This is a genomic window from Pseudomonas sp. So3.2b (assembly GCF_019464415.1).
Classification (GTDB): domain Bacteria; phylum Pseudomonadota; class Gammaproteobacteria; order Pseudomonadales; family Pseudomonadaceae; genus Aquipseudomonas; species Aquipseudomonas shahriarae.
On the sequence record NZ_CP080494.1, the window covers coordinates 651380 to 673913 of the forward strand.

Consider the following 22534-nt stretch of genomic DNA (forward strand, 5'->3'; position numbering starts at 1 on the left):
GGATATCGGCATGCAAGCGCGATTCTGTAGCGACACAAAGCCCTGTGGGAGCTGGCTTTGTGGTGTTTTTGGAGGGGCGGAATCAGAAGAGGCGAGCGAGCAGCGCGGTAACGGCAGTTTCCACACGCAGGATCCGCGCGCCCAGTTGCACCGGCTGCAAGCCGGCCTTGGCCAGCAAGTCCACCTCGTAGGGAATCCAGCCACCTTCGGGGCCGATGGCCAGGGTCACCGGCTGATCCAGCCCGCGTGGGCAGGACGGGTAGTCGCCGGGATGCCCGACCAGGCCGAGAGTGCCCTGGGCCAGGGCCGGCAGACGGTCTTCGACGAAGGGTTTGAAGCGCTTTTCGATGATGATCTCGGGCAGCACGGTATCCCGCGCCTGTTCCAGGCCGAGGATCAGTTGTTCGCGTACGGCTTCTGGCTCCAGGAATGGGGTTTGCCAGAAGCTTTTCTCGACCCGATAACTGTTGACCAGGACCACCCGTGGCACCCCCATGGACGCCACGGTCTGCAAGACCCGACGCAGCATTTTCGGGCGGGGCAGGGCCAGCAGCAGGGTCAGTGGCAACTTGGCCGGTGGCGGCTGGTCGAGGCTGATTTGCAGCTCGGCTTCACCCGCCTCCAGGCGCAGTAGCTCGGCATTGCCCATCAGCCCGCCAATGCGTCCGACGCGCAGGCTGTCGCCAACCGCCGCACGATGCACCTCCTGCATATGCACCAGGCGCCGATCCCGCAGGATCACCCGGTCGGCCGCGATAAAGTCGGCCTCTTCCAGCAGCAACAGGTTCACGGTTGGGTCGCTGGCGGCTGGTCGTCATCGGCAGGTTGGTCATCCGGGTGTTCGCCACGCTTGCTCACCAGGCTGCCAAACAGGATGCCCACTTCAAACAGCATCCACATCGGCACGGCCAGCAAGGTCTGCGAGAAGATATCCGGTGGGGTCAGGATCATGCCGACCACGAAGCAGCCGATGATCACGTACGGGCGGATCTTGCGCAGGTATTTGACGTCGACCACGCCGATCCACACCAGCAACACCACCGCTACCGGGATCTCGAAGGCCACGCCAAAGGCGAAGAACAGCGTCATCACGAAGTCGAGGTAGCTGCTGATGTCGGTCATCATTTCCACGCCGGCCGGGGTGGCGGCGGCGAAGAATTTGAAGATCAGCGGGAACACCAGGAAGTAGGCGAACGCCATGCCGGTGTAGAACAGCATGATGCTCGACACCAGCAGTGGCACGGCAATACGCTTTTCATGCTTGTACAGGCCGGGCGCGATAAACCCCCAGATCTGGTGCAGGATCACCGGGATCGCCAGGAACAGCGACACCATCATCGTCAGCTTGAGCGGCGTGAGGAACGGCGAGGACACGTCGGTGGCGATCATCGTCGCGCCCACCGGCAGGTAATCGCGCAGCGGTGTCGAGACGAAGGTGTAGATCTGCTGGGTAAAGGCAAACAGCCCGGCAAAGATCACAAAGATCGCCGCCACACACCGCAGCAAGCGGGTGCGCAACTCGGTGAGGTGCGAGACCAGCGGCATATGCTGGTCGTTTTCCGGTTTATCAGCGCTCATGGGGCTCGCGGCGGCAATGTAGGGTCGTGGGGAGCGGGCGACGCGGCGGGCGTCGGCGCGGGCTCTGCTGGAGGAGCGGGCGTGGCGATCGGGGCCGTCTCGGCCACCGGCGCAATGCTCTGCTCGGCCACCGGTTCAACCGGTGTCGGCGCCTGTTGCTGGGGCGTGAGAATTTTGCGCGCCTCCTGCTCCAGGGACAGAATATGTTCGTTGTGCAGCTGCCGACGAATCTCGTCGGCGCCGATTTCCCGTTCAACTTCCTGTTTGATGGCGTTGAAACTGCGTTTCAGGCGCCCGACCCACAGGCCGGCCGTGCGTGCGGCGCCGGGCAGGCGTTCAGGCCCCAGCACCAACAGGGCAACAAGGCCGACGAGCAGCAGTTCAGAGAAGCTGATACCAAACATTAGTCAGTGCTCACGAGTCTTTGCGGGACGGCTCTTCGACTTTCTCGGCCTGCACGTCGAAGGTACGGCGCTCGGTGATCGGCTGGGCTGCCTGGGGGTGTACAGGCTGTGCCGGCGGGACCGGGTTTGCGCCGGTATCGGCCGGTTTTTCGTCGTCGTTCATGGCCTTGCGAAAGCCCTTGATGGACTCGCCGACGTCGGTGCCCAGGTTCTTCAGTTTCTTGGTGCCGAACACCAGGACGACTACCACGAGAATAACGATCCAGTGTTTCCAGTCAAAAATGCCCATGCTGCAATTCCTCAGTCAGAAAGTTATTCAGGCGGACGGGCGCGAGGCCTTTTCGGCGTGCCCGGACAAGCCGAAGCGACGGTCCAGTTCATCCAGCACGGCCTGTGGATGCTGCCCCAGTTGGGCGAGCATGACCAGGCTATGGAACCACAAGTCGGCAGTCTCATAGATGACATCGCTGTAATCGCCGCTGATCTCGGCATCCTTGGCGGCGATGATGGTCTCGACGGATTCCTCGCCGAGTTTTTCCAGAATCTTGTTCAGGCCCTTGTGGTACAGGCTGGCGACATAGGAGCTGTCGGCGTCCGCACCTTTGCGGTCCTCCAGCACCTGGGCCACACGGTTCAGGGTATCGCTCATGTTCAATGTCCTGCCGAGTAAATGGCGTGCGGGTCTTTGAGTACGGGCTCGACGGTTTTCCACGCGCCGTTCTCGAACACCCGGTAGAAGCAGCTGTGGCGGCCGGTATGACAGGCGATGTCGCCGATCTGCTCGACCATCAGCACGATCACGTCGGCGTCGCAGTCCAGGCGCATTTCGTGCAGTTTTTGCACATGCCCGGACTCTTCGCCCTTGCGCCATAGTTTGCCACGGGAACGTGACCAGTAGATGGCACGCTGCTCGGCGGCAGTCAGGCTCAGGGCCTCGCGGTTCATCCAGGCCATCATCAGGATGCGCCCGGTCTTGTGGTCCTGGGCAATGGCTGGCACCAGGCCATCACTGTCCCATTTGATCTCGTCCAGCCAGTCTTTCATCTTCGACTCCGACAGCCGTGCGCGACCCGCCCCGGCAATGTGCAACAGTGTATAACCGGTCGACCTATCGACGCACGACCAGATAAAGGCCCACGGCGACCATGATCCCGGCCGGCCAATGGCCCAGCTCGTTCAACGGTCCACCGGCGGCAAGCACCGCGCCACCGCCCAGGTGCGCCGCGCCGAGCAGGCGCAGGAACCAGTCGTCCTTGCGCTGGTGCCACGGCGGCGCCGGGTCCTTGGCGTGGAGCTGGGACATGCGCTCCAGCAGGTCGCGGGTCATGTTGGCCAGGTGCGGCAGTTGCTCGACCTGGCTTTGCAGGTTGCCCAGCAGGGTTTTCGGGCTGACCCGCTCGCGCATCCAGCGTTCGAGGAACGGTTGCGCGGTGTTCCACAGGTCCAGGTCCGGGTACAGCTGGCGGCCCAGGCCTTCAATATTGAGCAAGGTCTTTTGCAGCAGCACCAACTGCGGCTGCACTTCCATATTGAAGCGCCGCGCAGTCTGGAACAGACGCATCAGCACCTGGCCGAATGAAATATCTTTTAACGGTTTTTCGAAGATCGGCTCGCACACGGTGCGGATCGCCGCTTCGAATTCATTGAGCTTGGTCTCGGCCGGCACCCAGCCCGAGTCGATGTGCAACTGCGCCACGCGCCGGTAATCACGCTTGAAGAAGGCAAACAGGTTGCGCGCCAGGTAGTCCTGGTCCTCGGGCGTGAGGCTGCCGACGATGCCGCAGTCGATCGCGATGTACTGCGGGCTCCACGGGTTCACCGTGCTGACGAAGATATTGCCGGGGTGCATGTCGGCGTGGAAGAAGCTGTCGCGGAACACCTGGGTGAAGAAGATTTCCACACCACGCTCGGCGAGCATCTTCATATCGGTGCGCTGGTCGGCCAGGGTCGCCAGGTCGGTGACTTGCACGCCGTAGATGCGCTCCATCACCAGCACCTTTGGCCGGCACCAGTCCCAATAGACCTGCGGCACATACAGCATCGTCGAGCCTTCGAAGTTGCGCTTGAGCTGGCTGGCGTTGGCCGCTTCGCGCAACAGGTCGAGTTCGTCGTAGATGGTTTTTTCGTAGTCGGCGACCACGTCCACCGGGTGCAGCAGGCGTGCATCGGCAGAGAAACGCTCGGCGGCGCGGGCCAGAATGAACAGCCACGCCAGGTCCTGGCCGATGATCGGCTTGAGGCCGGGGCGGATCACCTTGACCACCACTTCTTCGCCGGTTTTCAGCTGTGCGGCGTGCACCTGGGCGACCGAGGCCGAGGCCAGGGGCTCGACGTCGAAACGGCTGAACACTTCGCTGATTTTCTTGCCCAGCTGTTCTTCGATCAGCTTCATCGACTGCTGGGAGTCGAACGGTGGCACGCGGTCCTGCAACAGCATCAGCTCGTCGGCGATGTCTTCGGGCAACAGGTCGCGGCGGGTCGACAGGATCTGCCCGAACTTGATGAAGATCGGCCCCAGGTCCTGCAGTGCCAGGCGCAGGCGCGCGCCACGGCTCAGGTCCAGGGTCTTGCGCGGGAACCAGCGCCACGGCAGTACATAGCGCACCGCCAGCAGGAACCACGGCAGCGGCAGGGCAAACAGCAGGTCATCGAGGCGATAGCGAATGACGACGCGTTGGATTCGGAACAAACGGCGGACGGCGAGCAGCTTCATGCGTTATCGCTTGGATCAAGGGAGCGGCTCAGGCGCTCGAAGCGCGCCTCAAGCCGTTCCAGGTCGAGTTTGGCCTGGTCGAGTTCACGAAAGCGCGCTTCCGCTTCCCGTTGTCCGACGAGGGTGCGCGATTCTTCGCTCAGGTATTCGGCGAGGTTCTGATTGAGGCTGGCGAAACCCTGCTGGTACCAGCGCGAACGGCTGCGCAGGTGCCCGCCGATCAACTGGGTGGCCACCGGGCCGAGCCAGCGCGACAGCTCGTATTCCCAGTCCAGATCGAGGTCTTGCAGCACCGCGGCGAGGTCCATCAGCACCGCGCTGTCGCCTTCAAGGGTCACATCGGGGCCGTGCAGGATTGCAGTCTTGTCGCGGCTCAAAGCCAGGCGCAGCAGGCTCGCCGCTGGCGCACGCAGGGTGCAGTCGGCATCGGCGGCCCAGTGCGCGGCGAGCATCAGGCCTTCATCGCTGGGCAGGATAAACAGCTGCAAGGCCGGGCTGCTGCAATCGACGGCAATGATCTTGCCGTGCAAGTGCGCCAGCCGCGCCAGGGCGGTGCTGTCCAGGCGCAGGACACGGTTGAGGCCGTGTTCGACGCTGGCGAGAAGGCCGGTGAACAACATCAGGGCTTGATGCCGCGATGCAGGGCAACGATGCCCGAGGTCATGTTGTGATAGGTCACGCGGTCGAAACCGGCCTCGACCATCATCGACTTCAGGGTTTCCTGGTTGGGGTGCATGCGGATCGACTCGGCCAGGTAGCGATAGCTCTCGGCGTCATTGGTGATCAGCTTGCCCATCAGCGGCATAAAGGCGAATGAGTAAGTGTCGTAGACCTTGGACATCAGCGCGTTGGTCGGCTTGGAGAACTCCAGCACCAGCAGGCGCCCGCCCGGCTTGAGCACCCGCAGCATCGAGCGCAGGGCGTCTTCCTTGTGGGTCACGTTGCGCAGACCGAAGGCAATGGTCACGCAGTCGAAATGGTTGTCGGGGAACGGCAGCTTTTCTGCGTCGGCCTGGACGAACTCGATATTGCCCGCCACGCCCTTGTCCAGCAGGCGGTCGCGGCCGACCTTGAGCATCGAGCCGTTGATGTCGGCCAATACCACCTGGCCGGTGGGGCCAACCAGCTTGGAGAACTTGGCTGCCAGGTCGCCGGTGCCGCCAGCGATATCCAGCACCCGGTTGCCGGTGCGCACGCCCGACAATTCGATGGTGAAGCGCTTCCACAGGCGGTGCATGCCACCCGACAGCACGTCGTTCATCAGGTCGTACTTGGCGGCCACGGAGTGGAACACCTCAGCGACTTTTTCCGCTTTCTGGCTTTCCGGGACGTTCTTGAAGCCGAAGTGAGTGGTGGGTTCGGCATCGCTGCCTTTGCGCTGATCAGTCATATCGCTGTCACCAAAAGAGAATGGGGGCATTCTAATCCCCAAGGCATGCTTTGTCTTGGCAAGGCTGAAGGTAAGATGGGTGGCCACCGAGACCTTTTGCCGCATGGCGGGTGAGTAGGGTGCTCAATACGTCTTTATAACGAGGAGTCATTCAAATGGCCCGCATTCAGATTGAACGTGCCCACGCACTGGGTAAGGAAGCTGCCAGGGCGAAAGCCGAGAAGTTGGCGCATAAACTCAAGGAACAATATGGCCTGGAGCCGTCTTGGTCTGGCGACACGTTGAACCTCAAGCGTTCCGGCGTCAAAGGCACACTGAAAGTGGCCGAGGATTCGTTACGGATCGACGTGGAACTGGGTCTGTTGATGTCGGCCATGAGTGGCACTATCAAGTCCGAAATCGAGAAGGCCCTGGATAAGGCCCTGGCCTGATCTGCGACCGCGCGCCGCATTGGGTGCCGGTCGATTGCGCCGTTCTTAGGGTGCCGATTCTAATTTTTCTCCCTACTTTGTACTCAGCCCTCAACTCCTGTGGGCAGTTCCTCCACCCTTTTATGCGTGAGGTGCACCATGGCCAAAGTTATTTTGAAGAAAAAAATCGACACCCAAATCAGCGCCCTGAGCGACGTTAAAATCTATGCTCGCAAGATCTGGTTGGCGGGTTTGGGGGCTTACGCGAAGGTCGGCAGCGAAGGCAGCGAGTACTTCAAGGAACTCGTTAAGACGGGTCAACATGTTGAAAGTAAAGGCAAAAAAGTTGTGAATGAACAACTTGATGCCGCCAACAGTCAGATTGATTACGTTAAGAGCAATGTCTCCAGCGTCAAAGGTCGCGTCGAAGTGCAACTGGATAAAGTCGAGAAGGCTTTTGACGAGCGTGTTGCAAGTGCCTTGAATCGAATCGGCATTGCGTCTAAACATGACGTGGAGACACTCTCTGCTAAGCTCGATGAGCTAACGGCATTGCTCGAACGTGTCGCGCGTAAACACTAAGGAGACATCGGATGGCTGTTAAAAAGACTACTCAGAAAGAAGGCAGCTCTTGGGTCGGGAAAGTTGAAGAATACTCCCGCAAGATCTGGCTGGCTGGTTTAGGCGTGTACTCGAAGATCGACAGTGACGGTAGCAAACTCTTCGAGACTTTGGTTAAAGACGGCGAGAAGGCCGAGAAGTTGACCAAGAGCACAGTGGGCAAGCAAGTCGATGCGGCCAAGGCGAGCGCGAGCTCTGCCAAGTCCCGTATCAGTGATGCAAAAAAACAGGTACTGGGTACTTGGGGCGAACTCGAAGGCGCACTCGACAAGCGCCTGAACAGTGCTATTTCGCGCCTGGGTGTGCCTAGCCGCAATGAAGTCAAGGCGCTGCACAGCAAGGTCGATACCCTGACCAAGCAAATCGAAAAGCTGACCGGCGCTAAAGTCGCTCCAGTCAAAGCGGCGGCCAAGCCTGCTGCCAAGCCGGCCGCGAAAACGGCTGCGGCCAAACCAGCAGCGAAAACCGTGGCCAAGCCATTGGCCAAGGCCGCAGCCAAACCTGCAGCCAAACCTGCAGCCAAGCCAGCAGCTAAACCTGCGGCCAAGGCAGCAGCCAAGCCAGCGGCGAAAACGGCAGCAGCCAAACCAGCAGCCAAGAAGCCGGTAGCGGCCAAAGCTGCGGCAAAACCAGCGGCCAAGCCGGCAGCCAAACCTGCCGCCAAACCTGCCGCCAAGCCAGTGGCCAAAACCGCTGCCGCCAAGCCGGCGACCAAGCCAGTTGCAGCCAAACCCGCTGCCAAACCGGCCGCGAAACCTGCTGCAAAGCCCGCGGCGAAGAAACCCGCCGTAGCCAAGAAGCCTGCAGCGCCCAAGCCAGCTGTCGCGGCCAAGCCTGCAACCCCGGCACCTGCGACCAACTCGGCCACTGCGCCGACGCCGGCCGCGGCGACCCCGACTGTAACGCCGGCAACCCCGACGCCATCCAGTCAGTCCTGATTTTCGGGGGACGTGTAAAAACGCCCGGCCTTAAAGGCCGGGCGTTTTTTTTGGCGGGTGGAACACCGACAGTGATACACGTCTAACGGTCGGGCTCGCCTGGGGCCTCGGATTCGCGGCAGGTTTGCATCAGCAGGTTGTTGAGTACCTTCAATGCCTGGGGCCGCCTCGGGGTTGATCGGTAGAGCAGAACAATCTCCCGCTGGTAGGCGTTCGTGTGGCTTGTTGGTGTTGCGTACACATCGTCGGTCTTCAACCCGGCCCATGCCGGCACCAGGGATACGCCCATGCCCTTGGCGACCATCAGGGATATCGCCTCCAAGGCATCCAGATTGCACAGCACATCTGGCTGTAATTGGTGGTCTTGAAGGTACTGCTGGGCGATCTGGCCGCCCCAGGCATTGGTGTCATAGCTGATCAGCGGGTGGGAGAGAATGGTCGAGGCAATTTCACCGGGTTCGACAGGCGCTTTTGTAAGAATCATCAATGACTCGCGCCGCAACACTTCCAGGGTCAGGGTTTTAGGCAACGCAAAGGGCGGTCGCACCATGATGCCAGCGTCCAACTCGCCGGCGACGACCTGTTCATAAAGGTTGCGCGAATCGCCCGGGGTGATCCGCAGGCGCAAGCGTGGTGCCGCGACCAGTAGTTGTTCCATGACCTGCGGCAGGATACCGGTCAATGCCGTGGACACGGCTCCCAGCCGCAGGTCGCCGGACAGCCCGCCCGCATCCAGTTCGTCGTGTAGTTGTGCACAGCCCTGTATCAGGGCGCGAATGCTCGGCAAGAGTACAAGGCACTGCTCGGAAGGACCGACAGAATGGGCCGCTCGGTTGAGCAATTCGCAGGAAAGAGAGCGTTCAAGCGCCTGGATACGCTGGCTGATCGCCGGGGCGGTAAGGTTTTCCCTGCGCGCCGCTGCGGCGATTGAGCCGGTCTCGATGACGGCAATCAAACTTTCGAGAAATCTGATATCCACAAGAATCCCTTTCGCTGAGAGATATGTAATACGTTTTTTATAATGATGCTACGTCGTTACTCTTTAATCGTCATTATAAAACTCGGGCATGTTACATACGGTCAATCTTTCGTGTTACCTATCATGTTACAGAGCTTGATGATGCCACCTATCGGTTTGGTTAGGTATTTGCACGAATTTGAAATTCCACCCGTGGTTCGCTGCCCTGGCCGTCTGCATCAGGTGGCGTGGGGCACGGGGGCTCTTGAGAAGGAAAAGAAAGCGCCGGTGAACGCAGTGCTCAAGAGTGTGTTTGCGATCGTATTCAAAGTTACCCATATCGTTATGCGCTATTCGTCGATCAGGGTTTTCGGTGATGGTTACTTCAAAGAGGCTGCCGGCGTAATACATTGGCGCCTGTGATAATTGCCAAGTGGGAAAAGCAATAGCGGAAAGTTGCAACAGCAATAGATGACGAGGTAACTCCGTCAATGTTGGTTGCAGACTTGTAAGTCGCCGGCCTACAAGGGCTGTGTGTCGTCCAGGTAGCGTAGTGCAAAACGCTCGGTGGCCAACCGCGCCGGCATCAACAGGTGCGGTGCCACCAGCATCATCACTTGATACACCGCCACCCGCACCTCGGCCTCGCGGTCCAGGATCCGCTGGTAGTCCAGGGAGAACAGCAGGGTCATGGTGATCTGCTCCACCAACTGCCCCAGTGCCTGGGTCTCGCTGACCAACTGCCCTTGTGCCTTGAGCCGTGCCAGCAGTGAGGCCAGTGTGCGCTTGAGCGCGGTCAGCAGGTTACGAATCCCCTTGGCCAGTTTGGGCAAGCGTCCGGCCAGGTTCGACAGGTCCTGGAACAGGAACCGATAGTGCGCCATGCGCTCGACGATCAGGTGCAGGAACAGCCAGTAATCCTCGGGCGCCAACTGCACATCCGGCGGCGGGTCGAGCAGCGGTGCCAACTCCCCCTGAAAGCGCTCGAACAGCCCCAGTACCAGGGGCTCCTTGCCATGGAAGTGGTAGTAGAGGTTGCCGGGGCTGATCCCCATTTCATTGGCCACCTCCATGGTTGAAACATTTGGCTCGCCCTTGTGGTTGAACAACTGCAGGGCACATTCAAGGATCCGGTCGCGGGTTTTCATCCAGTCTTCTTAATCTGATCGTTGAGCTCAGCGCACCCGCACATAGGTGCCCGGTGCTGCTTCCATCGGTGGGTAGTTCTGGTTGCCCAGGGCTGTCAGGGTTTCGCGCTGCACCCCGGAGCGTTGCTGGATCCACTCAAGCCACTGCGGCCACCAACTGCCCTCGATGTGGCTGGCGTCGTAGTACCAGGCGCGCGGATCGCTGCTCAGCTTGAGGTTCTCGACGAAGTTCGCCTTGGGGTTGCCCGGCGGGTTGAGGATGCTCTGGATATGCCCGCTGTTGGAAAGCACAAAACGTTTGTCGCCGCCCAGCAGCAAGGTCGAACGGTAGACCGCGTCCCACGGGGTGATGTGATCGTTGATCCCGGCCACGCTGAAGCTGTCGACGGTAACCTTCTGCAAGTCGATGGGCGTGCCGCAGACTTCCAGGCCACCGGGATGGCTCAAGGGGTTGTGCTTGAAGAAATCCAGCAGATCGCCGTGCAAGGCCGCCGGCAAGCGGGTGTTGTCGTTGTTCCAGTACAGAATGTCGAACGCCGGCGGCTCCTTGCCCAGCAGGTAATTGTTGATCCAGTAGTTCCAGATCAGGTCATTGGGACGCATCCAGGCAAAGACCTTGGCCATGTCGCGGCCATCCAGCACCCCTTCCTGGTAGGAACGGCGCTTGGCCGCTTCCAGGGTCTGTTCGTCGGCAAACAGCGTGGCGGGGCTGTCGATCTGGCTGTCCAGCAGGCTTACCAGGTAAGTGGCACTGGCGACCCGCCGTTGTTGGCGCTTGGCCTGCAGGTGGCCTTGCAGGGCGGCGATGGTCAGGCCGCCGGCGCAGGCACCCATCAGGTTCACTTCGCGGGCGCCGCTGATCGCCCGGCAGATATTCAATGCTTCCTCCAGCGCCGCCACATAGGTCGACAGGCCCCATTCGCGATGGCGCACGTCCGGGTTGCGCCAACTGACCATAAACACTTGCAGGCCGTTTTTCAGGGCGTACTGCACGAAGCTGTTGGCCGGGCTTAAATCGAAAATGTAGTACTTGTTGATTTGCGGCGGCACCACCAGCAGTGGCTTGGCGTACTGTTTTTCGCTCATGGGCTTGTACTGGATCAGCTCCAGCAGCTCATTGCGAAACACCACCGAACCGGGCGTGGTCGCTACCGTCTTGCCCACCTCGAACGCTTGCTTGGTGACCTGGCGTGGCAGGCCATTGTTGTGCAGCAGGTCATCGAACAGGTTGCTTACGCCGCGCACCACGCTGTGGCCGCCGGAATTGAGCAGCTCTTTGATCGCCAGCGGGTTGAGCAGGGTGTTGGACGGTGACACTGCATCGTTGAGCAACGAGAAGGCAAAGTGCGCCCGTGCGCGGTCGTCTTCGCTCAGGCTGCTGTCGTCGATCCAGTGCCGGGTTTGTTTCTGCCAGCTTAAATACGCTTGCAGGCTGCGCCGGTACAGGGGGTTGAGGGCCCAGGTAGGGTCGGCGAAACGACTGTCGTGGGGGTTGGGTTCATGCACGGTCTCACCCAGCAGCACCCGGCCCAGTTGCCCACCCAATGCCAACGCATGCCGGGCGCTGTGCAACGGGTTGCGCAACCCGTGGGCGGCGACACTGCGCAGGGTCGATAGCAGATCCCGGCCACGCAAGCCGGTGATTGCACTTTGTGCATTGATGAACGCGGCGGGTGTAGGCGCCGGGACGTTTACGGGTCTGTCACGCATGGGTCAACACTCCTTCGTCAATTCGCCAACAAGCACGCCAATTCAGAACCATAGTCGGTTCTGGCCAAGTTGCGCGTAGGGGTCGTCCTGACCCGATACCGCTCAGGTGTGGCTATGGGGCGCCGGCTGCGGATGGATCACCGCGCGCAAGCGCTCCTCCTGGAGAAACTTCATGATGATCGGTGCTACCGCTTCGGCCCGGGTAATCAGGAACAGATGGCCGTCGTCGATGATGTGTAACTGCGCATTGGGGATGCGCCAGGCCAGCATGCGCATATTGACCAAGGGGATCAGCGGGTCGTCGTCGCCGGCCAGCACCAGGGTCGGCTGCTTGATCTTGTGCAGCCAGTGAATGCTGGTCCAGCCCAGGCCCGCAAACAGCTGCCAGTAGTAGCCCAGCTTGCCGGCCGAGCGCACTTTGCTTGCGTGTTCGGCGGCCAGTTTTGAATCCCGGCGGAACGAGCCGCCGTAAATCATCGGCGCGATGCGTACCACATGGGACGGTTGGATATAGCGCCGCGGGCTGGCCATCAGCCATAACACCTTCGGTTTGCCGGGCACCATAAAGGCACCGGCGGCGGTGGCGGCCAGGATCAGCTTCTTGCAGCGCTCCGGGTAGTCGTAGGCAAATTGCTGTGCCAGGGCGCCGCCCCAGGAAACCCCGACGGCATTGACCTGGCCGTAGTCCAGGTAGTCGAGCATGCGCGCGGTGAGTTTGGCCAGGCCGGGAAAGCGATAGGGGCGGCTGGGTGTCGATGACCCGCCCACTCCGGGTACATCAAAGGCAATCACTTCCAGGTCCGGGTCCAGGGCCTGGACGAACGGAAACACCAGCTCAAGGTTGGCGCCGATGCCGTTGAAAATCAGCAGTGGCGTCAAGTGAGACTTGCCCGGTCGTACCGCCGTGCGGATGGTCTGGCCATCCAGGTCGATGGTACGGAAGATGAACGGTTGCGGCATGCTCAAGCCCTGTGAAGTGTTACTGCGGTCAATGTGGGAGCTGGCTTGCCTGCGATAGCGGCGGGTCAGTCAGTACATGTGTTGGCTGACCCACCGTTATCGCAGGCAAGCCAGCTCCCACATTTGATCTCATTGCAATCACACAAAAGTGTGGCCTTAGCGCTCGTGAACGTATGTCCCTGGTGCAGCCTCCGCCGCCGCGTAGGCTTTATTGCCTAGGTTCGCAGGCGACTTCTTCAATTTGCCCGAACGCTCCCCTAGCCAGCCCTGCCAGTGCAGCCACCACGAGTCGGTATGCTTGGTGGCGTTTTCCTGCCAGTCCAATGCCTTCTCGCCCATGCTCTCGCTGGTCTGGTAACGCGCCTTGGGGTTGCCGGGGGGGTTGAGGATGCTCTGGATATGCCCGCTGCTGGACAGCACGAACTCGACCTTGCCGCCAAACAGTTGCGCCGACTTGTAGCAGGACTGCCACGGCGTGATGTGGTCGTTGGTGCCCGCCAGCGAGTAGATGTCGGCCGTCACCTGCTTGAGGTCAATCGGGGTGCCGCACACTTCCAGGGCATTGGCCCGTATCAGCGGGTTGTTCTTGAACAGTTCGATCAGGTCGCCGTGGAAGGCCGCCGGCAAGCGCGTGGTGTCGTTGTTCCAGAACAGGATGTCGAACACCGGTGGCTCATTGCCCAACAGGTAGTTGTTGACCCAGTAGTTCCAGATCAGGTCATTGGGGCGCATCCAGGCGAACACCTTGGCCATGTCCCGGCCTTCCAGCACGCCGGCCTGGTAGGAGTGGCGCTTGGCCGCCTCCAGGGTCTGCTCATCGACGAACAGGGCTACCTGGGTGTCGAGGGTGGTGTCCAGCACACTGACCAGCAAGGTCAGGGCGTTGACCTTCTTCTCGCCCAGCGCCGCATAGTGGCCCAGCAGCGCGGTGCAGGTGATGCCGCCCGAGCAGGCGCCGAGCATGTTGATGTCTTTGCTGCCGGTAATCGCCGTGACCACGTCGACCGCCTCTTTCAGCGCTTCGATATAGGTCGACAGGCCCCATTCGCGCTGGGCCTTGGTGGGGTTGCGCCAACTGACGATAAAGGTCTGCTGGTTATTGCGCAGGCAGAAACGCGCCAGGCTCTTGTCCGGGCTCAGGTCGAACACATAAAACTTGTTGATCTGCGGCGGCACCACCAGCAGTGGGCGCTCGTACACCTGCTCGGTGATCGGCTTGTACTGGATCAGCTCCAGCACGTCATTGCGAAACACTACCGCGCCTTCGCTGGTGCCCAGGCTCTTGCCCACTTCAAAGGCGCCCATATTCACCTGGCTCGGCATGCCGCCGTTATGCACCAGGTCCTTGGCCAGGTGCGAGAGGCCATCGAGCAGGCTCTTGCCGCCGGTTTCAAAGAAGCGTTTGACCGCTGCCGGGTTGGCGGCGCTGTTGGTGGGGGCCATGGCTTCGGTCATGAGATTGATGACGAAGTGCCCACGGCTGATGTCCTGCTCCGACAGGTTGCTGTCGCCGATCCAGTCGTGTAGTTCCTTGCGCCACGCCAGGTAGGTTTGCAGGTAGCGCTTATAGAGCGGGTTCTGGCTCCAGGCCGGGTCGTTGAAACGACGGTCATCGCTTTCAGGGGCAAGCTCGGACTTGCCGAACACCACGTTTTTCAATTCGACGCCAAAGTGGGCGACGTGCTTGACGCTGTGCAGGGGTTGCTTGATGGCCTGGGTCAGCACCATGCGCGCAGAAGCCAGTAAATCCTTTTTCCGTAATGCGATGATCGGGTTCAGCCCCAGGGTGTTTTCCGAGGCCTGGCGTTTCAAGTCATCGTTATTCTTGTTACTCATCCACGACGCTCCATTGTCCGAAAGACGAGTACCGGGTACCGCTGTGCACCCAATTATCGAGGCACAACACAAGCCTGGTACTGCTGCTCGGGTGACCGTTGATACCGCATCGTAAAATGCAGGGAACTTGCCAACTCCATTGGTTACCCGAGTTTTATTTAATGCGCAAGCGGACCAATCTTTGGTCACACCACAGGGCATTCAAGCAGATGAAATTAGAAAATGCCCACTAATGAGCAAGAGGCTTGATTTAGAGCATCAGCTTGACGACGGACTGGCTCGGGTCGCGGGTTTTTCCGGCCGCCTTGAGCTCGGCAAGATAATCGGCCCACAGCGCGTCCTGACGTACGGCGAGTTGGTAGAGGTAGTCCCAGGTGAACAGTCCGCTGTCATGACCGTCGTCGAAGGTCAATTTCAGTGCGTACTGCCCGGCAGGTTCGATCTTGGTCAGGCCGACATTCAGCTTGCCGAATTGCAGGATCGGTTTGCCGTGGCCCTGGACCTCGGCGGAAGGCGAGTGCACCCGCAGCAGTTCGGCGCTCAGGTGATAGACCTCGTCGGGACCGTAGGTCAGCGAGAGGGTCTTGGAGGCTTTGTGCAGATTGATGGCGGTGGGCATTTTAGACATTGGGGGAACCGCTCGTGGATGATCCTGAAGGAACCGGCTTTAAAATGTGGGAGCGGGCTTGCTCGCGAATGCGGTGGGTCAGTCACAGTTGCATAAACTGACCCACCGCATTCGCGAGCAAGCCCGCTCCCACATTAAAGCAGAGCGGTTCCTGCGTAAGCCTTACAGGATATAACGAGACAGGTCTTCGTTCTGCGCCAACTCGCCCAGGTGGCTGTTGACGTAGTCGGCGTCGATCCTGATCGCCACGCCATTCTGCGCGCCCGCCATGTCGCCGGCGCTGAAGGATACTTCCTCCAGCAGGCGCTCAAGCAGGGTGTGCAGGCGACGGGCACCGATATTCTCGGTCTTCTCGTTGACCTGCCAGGCAATTTCCGCCAAACGCTTGATACCGTCTGGCAGGAACTCGATCCCCAGGCCTTCGGTTTTCAGCAGCTCGCGGTATTGCTCGGTCAGCGAAGCGTGTGGCTCGCTGAGGATGCGTTCGAAGTCGCCCGGGGTCAGCGCCTTGAGTTCCACGCGAATCGGCAGGCGGCCTTGCAGCTCCGGCACCAGGTCGCTTGGCTTGCTCAGGTGGAACGCGCCGGATGCGATAAACAGGATATGGTCAGTCTTGACCATGCCCAGCTTGGTATTCACCGTGCAGCCTTCGATCAGCGGCAGCAGGTCGCGCTGTACGCCTTCGCGGGAGACATCAACGCCGCCGGAATTGCCGCGCTTGGCCACCTTGTCGATCTCGTCGATAAACACGATGCCGTGCTGCTCGACGGCTTCCAGGGCCTTGGCCTTGAGTTCTTCCTCGTTGACCAGGCGCCCGGCTTCTTCGTCACGCACCAGCTTGAGCGCGTCCTTGACCTTGAGCTTGCGGCTTTTCTTCTTGCCCTTGCCCATGTTGGCGAACAGGTTCTGCAACTGGCTGGTCATTTCTTCCATGCCAGGCGGCGCCGAGATATCGACGCCAGCGCTTTCGGCGACTTCGATCTCGATTTCCTTGTCGTCCAACTGGCCTTCACGCAGGCGCTTGCGGAACAGCTGGCGCGTGTTGGAATCGGAGGCAGGAGCGGCGTCTTCATTGAAGCCCGCGCGTGCCGGTGGCAGCAGGGCGTCGAGGATGCGCTCTTCGGCAGCGTCTTCGGCGCGATGGCTGACCTTGGTCATTTCCTGTTCGCGCAACAGTTTCAGGGCGGCGTCGGCCAGATCACGGATGATCGACTCGACGTCACGGCCCACGTAGCCGACTTCGGTGAACTTGGTGGCTTCGACCTTGATGAACGGTGCGTTGGCCAGCTTGGCCAGGCGCCGGGCGATTTCGGTCTTGCCGACACCGGTCGGGCCGATCATCAGGATGTTCTTGGGGGTTACTTCAACGCGCAATTCTTCGGGCAGTTGCATCCGGCGCCAGCGGTTACGCAGGGCGATGGCAACGGCGCGCTTGGCATCGTCCTGGCCGATGATATGGCGATTGAGTTCATGGACGATTTCGCGGGGAGTCATGGACATAGTGGTGTGTGGTCCTCAAGCAGGAAAAAGCCGACGGGCTTATTCCGCGAGGTCCTGCTCCTCAATGGTCAGGTTGTGGTTGGTGAACACGCAGATATCGCCGGCGATACCCAAGGCGGTCTCGACGATTTCCCGGGCCGACAGGTCGGTTTTTTTCAGCAGGGCACTGGCTGCGGCCTGGGCATAGCCCCCGCCGGAACCCATGGCGATCAGGCCGTTTTCGGGCTCAACCACGTCACCGTTGCCGGTGATGATCAGGGACGCGTCTTTGTTGGCGACGGCGAGCATGGCTTCGAGGCGGCTGAGGGAGCGGTCGGTGCGCCACTCCTTGGCCAGTTCGACGGCGGCACGCACCAGATGGCCCTGGTGTTTTTCCAGTTGGCCTTCAAAACGCTCGAACAGGGTAAAGGCGTCAGCGGTGGCCCCTGCAAAACCGGCAAGGACCTGGCCGTGGTACAGGCGACGCACTTTTTTCGCGTTGCCTTTCATCACGGTATTGCCAAGGGAAACCTGGCCGTCGCCGCCCATGACGACTTTGCCGTGGCGACGAACTGAAACGATGGTGGTCAAGGGGAGAGTCTCCACGCTGCGGGGCGAAAATGCCCTGATGGAACTCATATGGGGGTGGCGGGGGAGATTTCAACCGTAGGAAGGGTGCGCGGACGAGTGGTGTCTAGCGCACTGGCACAGGCTCGAGAGCCCTATAAAACCAATGTGGGAGCTGGCTTGCCTGCGATAGCGGTGCACCCGTCACTGAAAATATTGACTGATGCACCGTCATCGCCGGCAAGCCAGCTCCCACAGTTGATCCGTGTTGGCTGCGGCTCAGCGGCTCTGGCGTTGTTGTAACAACAGGTTGCTAAAGCCCGCGCCCGCCAGTTGTTTCTGCGCCACGGTCAGCTGTTCACGGTTGCTGAACGGCCCCACCAGCACGCGATACCAGGTCGCTTCCTTCACCGTCCCGGATTCCACCGTTACCGCTTGCCCCAGCAGGATAATCTGCGCCCGCACTCGGTCCGCATCCGCCTGCTTGGGGAACGAGCCCGCTTGCAGGAAGAACTTGGTCACCGGCGCCGCCTTGGTGGTGGCGACCGGTGGTGCCGGTGGCGGGGTAATCCCGGCCAGTGCGGCCTGGGCCCGCGCGGTGTCGATCTTCGCCGCTTCTGCCGGGGTCACCGGGGTGGTCGGTACTTGCGGGGTCGGCAGGGTTTTCTCCGGCACGGCGTCTTGCGGCACGATCACTTCCGATTCCGGCAGCAACGTGTAGAAGTCGTACTTCGGCTTTACCGGCGCGGTCGGGCTCGGCGGTGTCTTGTTCGCTTCGGCGATCTTGCTGGCCTTCTGCTGCTCCTGCTTGACCCGCTTCACGTCTTCGCCCTGGCCCGGCTCCAGCTTCATCAGGAACACGATAAACGCACCGACCGACAGGCCGATGGCCAGCCACATCCAGCCCGGGATCGGTTGTTTTGCCGGTGCCTGGTAGCGGCTGGCGCCGCGCTTGGGTGCAGGTTTTTTCTTGGCTGCCAACTTACATACGCTCCAGAGTTTCCAGGCCCAACAGTTCCAGGCCTTGCTTGAGGGTCCGTCCAGCCAGTGCGGCGAGGCGCAGGCGGCTTTGCTTTTGCGTTTCGTCGTCGGCGCTCAGGATCGGGCAGTTCTCGTAGAAGCTGGAGAACAACCCGGCGACTTCATACAGGTAGGTGCACAGAATGTGTGGCGTACCTTTCTCGCCCACGCTGTTGAGCACTTCGCCGAACTGCGCCAGCTTGGCCGCCAGTTCCTGCTCGTGGGGCGCGTCCAGCACGATCTGCCCTTCGACTTCGCTGAAATCCTTGCCCAGCTTGCGGAACACGCCCGCCACACGGGTGTAGGCATACAGCAGGTACGGCGCGGTGTTGCCTTCAAAGTTGAGCATCAGCTCGAAGTTGAAGCTGTAGTCGCTGGTACGGTGCTTGGACAGGTCGGCGTATTTCACCGCGCCAATACCCACTACCTTGGCGATATTGCGCAGGTCGGCTTCGGCCAGTTCCGGGTTCTTTTCTTTCACCAGGTTGTAGGCACGCTCCTGGGCTTCGTTCAGCAGGTCGATCAGCTTCACGGTGCCGCCGTCGCGGGTCTTGAACGGGCGGCCGTCGGCGCCGTTCATGGTGCCGAAGCCCATGTGCTCCATGTGCATCGGGTGGGTGACGAAACCGGCGCGGCGCGCCACTTCGAACACTTGCTGGAAGTGCAGGGACTGGCGCTGGTCGACGAAGTACAGCGCGCGATCGGCTTTCAGCACGCCGCTGCGGTAGCGCACGGCCGCCAGGTCGGTGGTGGCGTACAGATAGCCGCCGTCGGCCTTGACGATGATCACTGGCAGCGGCTCGCCGTCGGCGGTCTTGAATTCTTCGAGGAACACGCACTGGGCGCCGTTGCTCTCAACCAGCAGACCCTTGGCCTTGAGGTCGTTGACCACGTTGATCAGGTCGTCGTTGTAGGCACTTTCGCCCATCACGTCGGCCATGGTCAGTTTGACGTTCAGCAGTTCGTAGATTTTCTGGCAGTGGGACAGGGAAATATCGCGGAAACGTGCCCACAGCTCCAGGCACTCCGGGTCGCCGGCCTGCAGCTTGACCACCAGGCCACGGGCGCGGTTGGCGAACTCTTCGGATTCGTCAAAGCGCTTTTTGGCGGCGCGGTAGAAGTTTTCCAGGTCCGACAGCTCGTTGCTGGTGATGGGGTTTTCTTGCAGGTACGCCATCAGCATGCCGAACTGGGTACCCCAGTCGCCCACGTGGTTCTGGCGGATCACGGTGTCGCCGAGAAACTCCAGGACCCGTGCCACGCCGTCGCCAATGATGGTCGAGCGCAGGTGGCCGACGTGCATCTCTTTGGCCAGGTTGGGGGCCGACAGGTCGATGGCCACGCGCTGCAGCGGGCCGGCCTTGCGCACGCCGATCTTGGCGTCGGCCAGGGCTGCGTCCAGGCGCGAAGCCAGGGCCTGGGTGTTCTGGAAAATATTGATAAAACCGGGGCCGGCGATTTCGGCCTTGCTGACCTGCGGATCAGATGGCAGCGCGGCAATGATTTTTTCCGCGAGGTCGCGCGGTTTCATGCCCGCGGGCTTGGCCAGCATCATCGCGATGTTGCTGGCGAAGTCGCCGTGGGTCTTGTCTCGAGAGTTTTCCACCTGGATCGCCGGCGTCAGGCCTTCAGGCAACACACCTTCGTTGACGAGTTGGGTGAGGGCTTGTTGGATCAACTGGCGAATTGTGTCTTTCATGGTGTTCTCTTTCGACCGCATGCGGCGGCGCGCGATGCGCAGGTGGAAAAACTGGACATTATCCGGTGCGAGGGCGGGCTTGCCAACCATCAAGGTCGGTTACTGGACCTGCGGGCCTCATCGCGGGCAAGCCCACCGTTCAAAATGTAGGCTGGCTTGCCGACGATAGCGATTTACCTATCAGTACAAATCCACCGGATCGACATCCAATGACCATCGCACCTGTCGCCCGCTGGGCATTTGCTCCAGAGCAAGCAACCAGCTACTTAATAGCCGATGCAGCGGCGCGCGGGCGGTGGCTTGCAACAGGAGCTGTGCGCGATAACGCCCGGCGCGGCGCTCCATCGGTGCAGGCACGGGGCCCAGCAACTCGATGCCGCTCAGACCCAGCTCGCCGAGCAAACGTTCAGCCGCGCTGCACGCTTCATCCAGGAAACCTTCGGCCTGCCCCGGTTTATGGGCCTCGGCGCGCAACAGCGCGAGGTGCGCAAAGGGGGGCAAACCGGCGGAGCGGCGCTCGCTCAAGGCCTGCTCGGCGAAGGCGAAGTAGCCTTGTTCTGTCAGCTGAATCAGCAATGGGTGGTCGGCCAGGTGGGTCTGGATGATCACCTTGCCAGGCTCTTCGGCACGCCCGGCGCGGCCTGCGACCTGCACGATCAGCTGCGCCATGCGTTCGCTGGCGCGAAAGTCCCCGGAGAACAGGCCGCCATCGGCATCCAGGATCGAAACCAGGGTCACGCGGGGGAAGTGATGACCTTTAGCAAGCATCTGCGTGCCCACCAGGATGCACGGCTGGCCTTTCTGGATCGTGGCGAACAGCTGGTTCATCGCATCCTTGCGCGACGTACTGTCGCGGTCCACCCGCAGTACCGGGAAGTCCGGGAACAGAATCCCCAGGCGCTCCTCGGCGCGCTCGGTGCCGGCGCCTACCGGCCGCAGGTCGACTTTGCCGCATTGCGGGCAGTGGCGTGGCACTCGCTCCACATGGCCGCAATGGTGGCAGCGCAACTCGCCGGAGCGCTGGTGCACCGTCATGCGCGCATCGCAGCGGTTGCACTCGGACATCCAGCCGCAGTCATGGCACAGCAGGGTCGGCGCAAAGCCCCGGCGGTTGAGGAACACCAGCACTTGCTGGCCGGCCGCCAGGGTCTGGCCAATGGCTTGTTGCATCGGCCCGGAAATACCGCTGTCCAGTGGCCGGCTTTTCACATCCAGGCGCAGGAAGCGCGGTTGCTTGGCGCCGCCCGCGCGCTCGTTGAGGCGCAGCAGGCCGTAGCGCCCGGTGTAGGCGTTGTGCAGGCTTTCCAGGGAGGGGGTGGCCGAGCCAAGCACAATCGGGATGTTTTCCTGGCGCGCACGCACCAGGGCCAGGTCGCGGGCGTGGTAGCGCAGGCCTTCCTGCTGCTTATAAGAGCCGTCGTGTTCTTCGTCGATGATGATCAGGCCGGGGTTTTTCATCGGCGTGAACAGCGCCGAGCGGGTGCCGATAATAATGTCGGCCTCGCCGTCCCGGGCGGCGAGCCAGGATTCCAGGCGTTCGCGGTCGTTGACGGCCGAGTGCACCAGGGCGATCCGTGCATTGAACCGTTGCTCGAAGCGCGCCAGGGTCTGGGGGCCGAGGTTGATCTCGGGGATCAGCACCAGTGCCTGCTTGCCGGCTTCCAGGGTTTCGCGGATCAGTTGCAAATAGACTTCGGTCTTGCCGCTGCCGGTGACACCGGCCAGCAGGAACGCGTGAAAGCTGTCGGCACCGGCACTGATGGCCTCAAAGGCCGCGCGTTGTTCCGGGTTCAGCGGCAATTCCGGTTGGGCCAGCCAGTGTTCATGGCGTTCGCCGGGGGCGTGGCGGCGGATTTCCACTTGCACCAGCTCCTTGGCCAGCAGCAGGTCGAGGCTGTCCTTGCTCAACATCAGCTTGCTCAGCAACTGGTGAGCAACGCCATGGGGATGCTGCGCCAGGGTGGCCAGGGCCTCACGCTGGCGCGGGGCGCGGGCGATGCGTGGGTCGTCCAGGCGCGCGCCGGGGGCCATCGACCAGAAACGCTCCTGGCGGGCCTCGGCCAACTCGCCCTGGCGCAACAGCACCGGCAAGGCCCAGCTCAAGGTATCGCCCAGGCTGTGCTGGTAGTACTGGGAGGTCCACAGGCACAGCTTGAACAGCGACGCCGGCAGCGGCGGCGTGGCATCGAGGATGGCCAGGGCCGGCTTGAGCTTTTCTGCCGGCACTTCGCTGTGGTCCGCCACCTCGATCAGAATCCCGATCATCTCCCGTCGGCCAAACGGCACGCGCACGCGCATCCCCGGCTGCAACTGCGACCGCACGACACCCGCAGGCGCCCGATAATCGAACAGACGGCGCAGGGGCGAGGGCAGGGCGAGGCGCAAAATGGCGTCGGGCACGCGGGAGGTTCTCATATGGCAGGCGGTGGAGAAGGGCGCGAGCCTAGCAGACCCGCAGGGGAGTGTCCTGCCACA

Annotated in this window: 24 protein-coding genes; 4 read left to right on the plus strand and 20 right to left on the minus strand. The window is 61.3% G+C overall.

Annotation, left to right across the window (positions count from 1 at the left end):
- Nucleotides 1–82: 82 nt before the first annotated feature.
- The 9 genes from K1X80_RS02855 to ubiE all read right to left on the minus strand — a co-directional run bounded on the left by K1X80_RS02855 (nucleotide 83) and on the right by ubiE (nucleotide 6085).
- Entirely contained in the window at nucleotides 83–790 is a 708-nt protein-coding gene (locus K1X80_RS02855) for a 16S rRNA (uracil(1498)-N(3))-methyltransferase (RefSeq protein ID WP_120731318.1), read from the minus strand.
- Complete coding sequence (gene tatC / locus K1X80_RS02860) at nucleotides 787–1578, minus strand: twin-arginine translocase subunit TatC (RefSeq protein ID WP_057958065.1); 792 nt, start codon at nucleotides 1576–1578, stop codon at nucleotides 787–789. Before tatC ends, K1X80_RS02855 begins: the two co-directional genes overlap by 4 nt.
- Entirely contained in the window at nucleotides 1575–1982 is a 408-nt protein-coding gene (tatB, locus tag K1X80_RS02865; protein ID WP_057958066.1) for a Sec-independent protein translocase protein TatB, read from the minus strand. The genes tatC and tatB overlap by 4 nt, the downstream gene beginning before the upstream one ends.
- A 10-nt stretch (nucleotides 1983–1992) precedes the next feature.
- Complete coding sequence (locus tag K1X80_RS02870; protein ID WP_038445371.1) at nucleotides 1993–2271, minus strand: twin-arginine translocase TatA/TatE family subunit; 279 nt, start codon at nucleotides 2269–2271, stop codon at nucleotides 1993–1995.
- A gap of 27 nt (nucleotides 2272–2298) precedes the next feature.
- A complete protein-coding gene (locus tag K1X80_RS02875; RefSeq protein WP_029295998.1) occupies nucleotides 2299–2631 on the minus strand; it encodes a phosphoribosyl-ATP diphosphatase in 333 nt (110 codons plus the stop codon).
- 2 nt (nucleotides 2632–2633) lie between these two features.
- Nucleotides 2634–3026 carry a phosphoribosyl-AMP cyclohydrolase gene (gene hisI, locus K1X80_RS02880; RefSeq protein WP_029296001.1) on the minus strand — a complete coding sequence of 131 codons (393 nt, stop codon included), beginning with the start codon at nucleotides 3024–3026 and terminating at the stop codon, nucleotides 2634–2636.
- Nucleotides 3027–3090: 64 nt separating this feature from the next.
- Nucleotides 3091–4695 (minus strand): ubiquinone biosynthesis regulatory protein kinase UbiB, encoded by a 1605-nt coding sequence (gene ubiB, locus K1X80_RS02885; protein ID WP_220172652.1) that lies wholly within the window; start codon nucleotides 4693–4695, stop codon nucleotides 3091–3093.
- Nucleotides 4692–5315 (minus strand): SCP2 domain-containing protein, encoded by a 624-nt coding sequence (locus K1X80_RS02890; RefSeq protein WP_128593008.1) that lies wholly within the window; start codon nucleotides 5313–5315, stop codon nucleotides 4692–4694. Before K1X80_RS02890 ends, ubiB begins: the two co-directional genes overlap by 4 nt.
- Nucleotides 5315–6085, minus strand: coding sequence for a bifunctional demethylmenaquinone methyltransferase/2-methoxy-6-polyprenyl-1,4-benzoquinol methylase UbiE (gene ubiE, locus K1X80_RS02895; protein WP_003209306.1), 771 nt, complete (start codon nucleotides 6083–6085; stop codon nucleotides 5315–5317). The genes K1X80_RS02890 and ubiE overlap by 1 nt, the downstream gene beginning before the upstream one ends.
- A gap of 155 nt (nucleotides 6086–6240) precedes the next feature.
- Here ubiE and K1X80_RS02900 point away from each other — a divergent pair, with 155 nt between their 5' ends.
- The 3 genes from K1X80_RS02900 (at nucleotide 6241) to K1X80_RS02910 (ending at nucleotide 8054) form a co-directional block, all read left to right on the plus strand.
- Entirely contained in the window at nucleotides 6241–6516 is a 276-nt protein-coding gene (locus tag K1X80_RS02900; RefSeq protein ID WP_038445377.1) for a polyhydroxyalkanoic acid system family protein, read from the plus strand.
- A 138-nt stretch (nucleotides 6517–6654) separates the two neighbouring features.
- The gene (locus K1X80_RS02905; RefSeq protein ID WP_057437211.1) at nucleotides 6655–7077 is read left to right on the plus strand and encodes a phasin family protein; all 423 of its coding nucleotides are present in this window, start codon (nucleotides 6655–6657) and stop codon (nucleotides 7075–7077) included.
- Nucleotides 7078–7088: 11 nt separating this feature from the next.
- Nucleotides 7089–8054, plus strand: a complete 966-nt coding sequence (locus tag K1X80_RS02910) for a phasin family protein (RefSeq protein WP_220172653.1) — start codon at nucleotides 7089–7091, stop codon at nucleotides 8052–8054.
- Between the two features lie 82 nt (nucleotides 8055–8136).
- Here the strand turns inward: K1X80_RS02910 and K1X80_RS02915 are convergent, their stop codons facing one another.
- Nucleotides 8137–9033 carry a LysR family transcriptional regulator gene (locus K1X80_RS02915; protein WP_057958069.1) on the minus strand — a complete coding sequence of 299 codons (897 nt, stop codon included), beginning with the start codon at nucleotides 9031–9033 and terminating at the stop codon, nucleotides 8137–8139.
- A 42-nt stretch (nucleotides 9034–9075) separates the two neighbouring features.
- Here K1X80_RS02915 and K1X80_RS02920 point away from each other — a divergent pair, with 42 nt between their 5' ends.
- A complete protein-coding gene (locus K1X80_RS02920) occupies nucleotides 9076–9435 on the plus strand; it encodes a hypothetical protein (protein WP_220172654.1) in 360 nt (119 codons plus the stop codon).
- Between the two features lie 98 nt (nucleotides 9436–9533).
- Here K1X80_RS02920 and K1X80_RS02925 read toward each other — a convergent pair whose 3' ends face one another.
- The 10 genes from K1X80_RS02925 to K1X80_RS02970 all read right to left on the minus strand — a co-directional run bounded on the left by K1X80_RS02925 (nucleotide 9534) and on the right by K1X80_RS02970 (nucleotide 22459).
- The gene (locus K1X80_RS02925) at nucleotides 9534–10160 is read right to left on the minus strand and encodes a TetR/AcrR family transcriptional regulator (RefSeq protein ID WP_120731324.1); all 627 of its coding nucleotides are present in this window, start codon (nucleotides 10158–10160) and stop codon (nucleotides 9534–9536) included.
- A 27-nt stretch (nucleotides 10161–10187) separates the two neighbouring features.
- Nucleotides 10188–11870, minus strand: coding sequence for a class II poly(R)-hydroxyalkanoic acid synthase (phaC, locus tag K1X80_RS02930; protein WP_170059437.1), 1683 nt, complete (start codon nucleotides 11868–11870; stop codon nucleotides 10188–10190).
- A gap of 102 nt (nucleotides 11871–11972) precedes the next feature.
- The gene (phaZ, locus tag K1X80_RS02935; RefSeq protein WP_057437223.1) at nucleotides 11973–12830 is read right to left on the minus strand and encodes a poly(3-hydroxyalkanoate) depolymerase; all 858 of its coding nucleotides are present in this window, start codon (nucleotides 12828–12830) and stop codon (nucleotides 11973–11975) included.
- 156 nt (nucleotides 12831–12986) lie between these two features.
- The gene (phaC, locus tag K1X80_RS02940) at nucleotides 12987–14666 is read right to left on the minus strand and encodes a class II poly(R)-hydroxyalkanoic acid synthase (RefSeq protein ID WP_057958071.1); all 1680 of its coding nucleotides are present in this window, start codon (nucleotides 14664–14666) and stop codon (nucleotides 12987–12989) included.
- 250 nt (nucleotides 14667–14916) lie between these two features.
- On the minus strand, nucleotides 14917–15294 hold the full coding sequence (locus tag K1X80_RS02945) for a gamma-butyrobetaine hydroxylase-like domain-containing protein (RefSeq protein ID WP_057437225.1): 378 nt from the start codon (nucleotides 15292–15294) through the stop codon (nucleotides 14917–14919).
- Between the two features lie 162 nt (nucleotides 15295–15456).
- Nucleotides 15457–16794: an ATP-dependent protease ATPase subunit HslU gene (gene hslU / locus K1X80_RS02950; RefSeq protein ID WP_057437226.1), complete on the minus strand. Its 1338-nt coding sequence runs from the start codon at nucleotides 16792–16794 to the stop codon at nucleotides 15457–15459.
- Nucleotides 16795–16833: 39 nt separating this feature from the next.
- Nucleotides 16834–17364 carry an ATP-dependent protease subunit HslV gene (gene hslV / locus K1X80_RS02955; protein WP_017738857.1) on the minus strand — a complete coding sequence of 177 codons (531 nt, stop codon included), beginning with the start codon at nucleotides 17362–17364 and terminating at the stop codon, nucleotides 16834–16836.
- 255 nt (nucleotides 17365–17619) lie between these two features.
- Nucleotides 17620–18321 (minus strand): SPOR domain-containing protein, encoded by a 702-nt coding sequence (locus K1X80_RS02960; protein WP_115127198.1) that lies wholly within the window; start codon nucleotides 18319–18321, stop codon nucleotides 17620–17622.
- Nucleotide 18322: 1 nt separating this feature from the next.
- Entirely contained in the window at nucleotides 18323–20059 is a 1737-nt protein-coding gene (gene argS, locus K1X80_RS02965; RefSeq protein ID WP_057958086.1) for an arginine--tRNA ligase, read from the minus strand.
- A 180-nt stretch (nucleotides 20060–20239) separates the two neighbouring features.
- Nucleotides 20240–22459 (minus strand): primosomal protein N', encoded by a 2220-nt coding sequence (locus K1X80_RS02970; protein ID WP_057437227.1) that lies wholly within the window; start codon nucleotides 22457–22459, stop codon nucleotides 20240–20242.
- Between the last annotated feature and the right edge of the window lie 75 nt (nucleotides 22460–22534).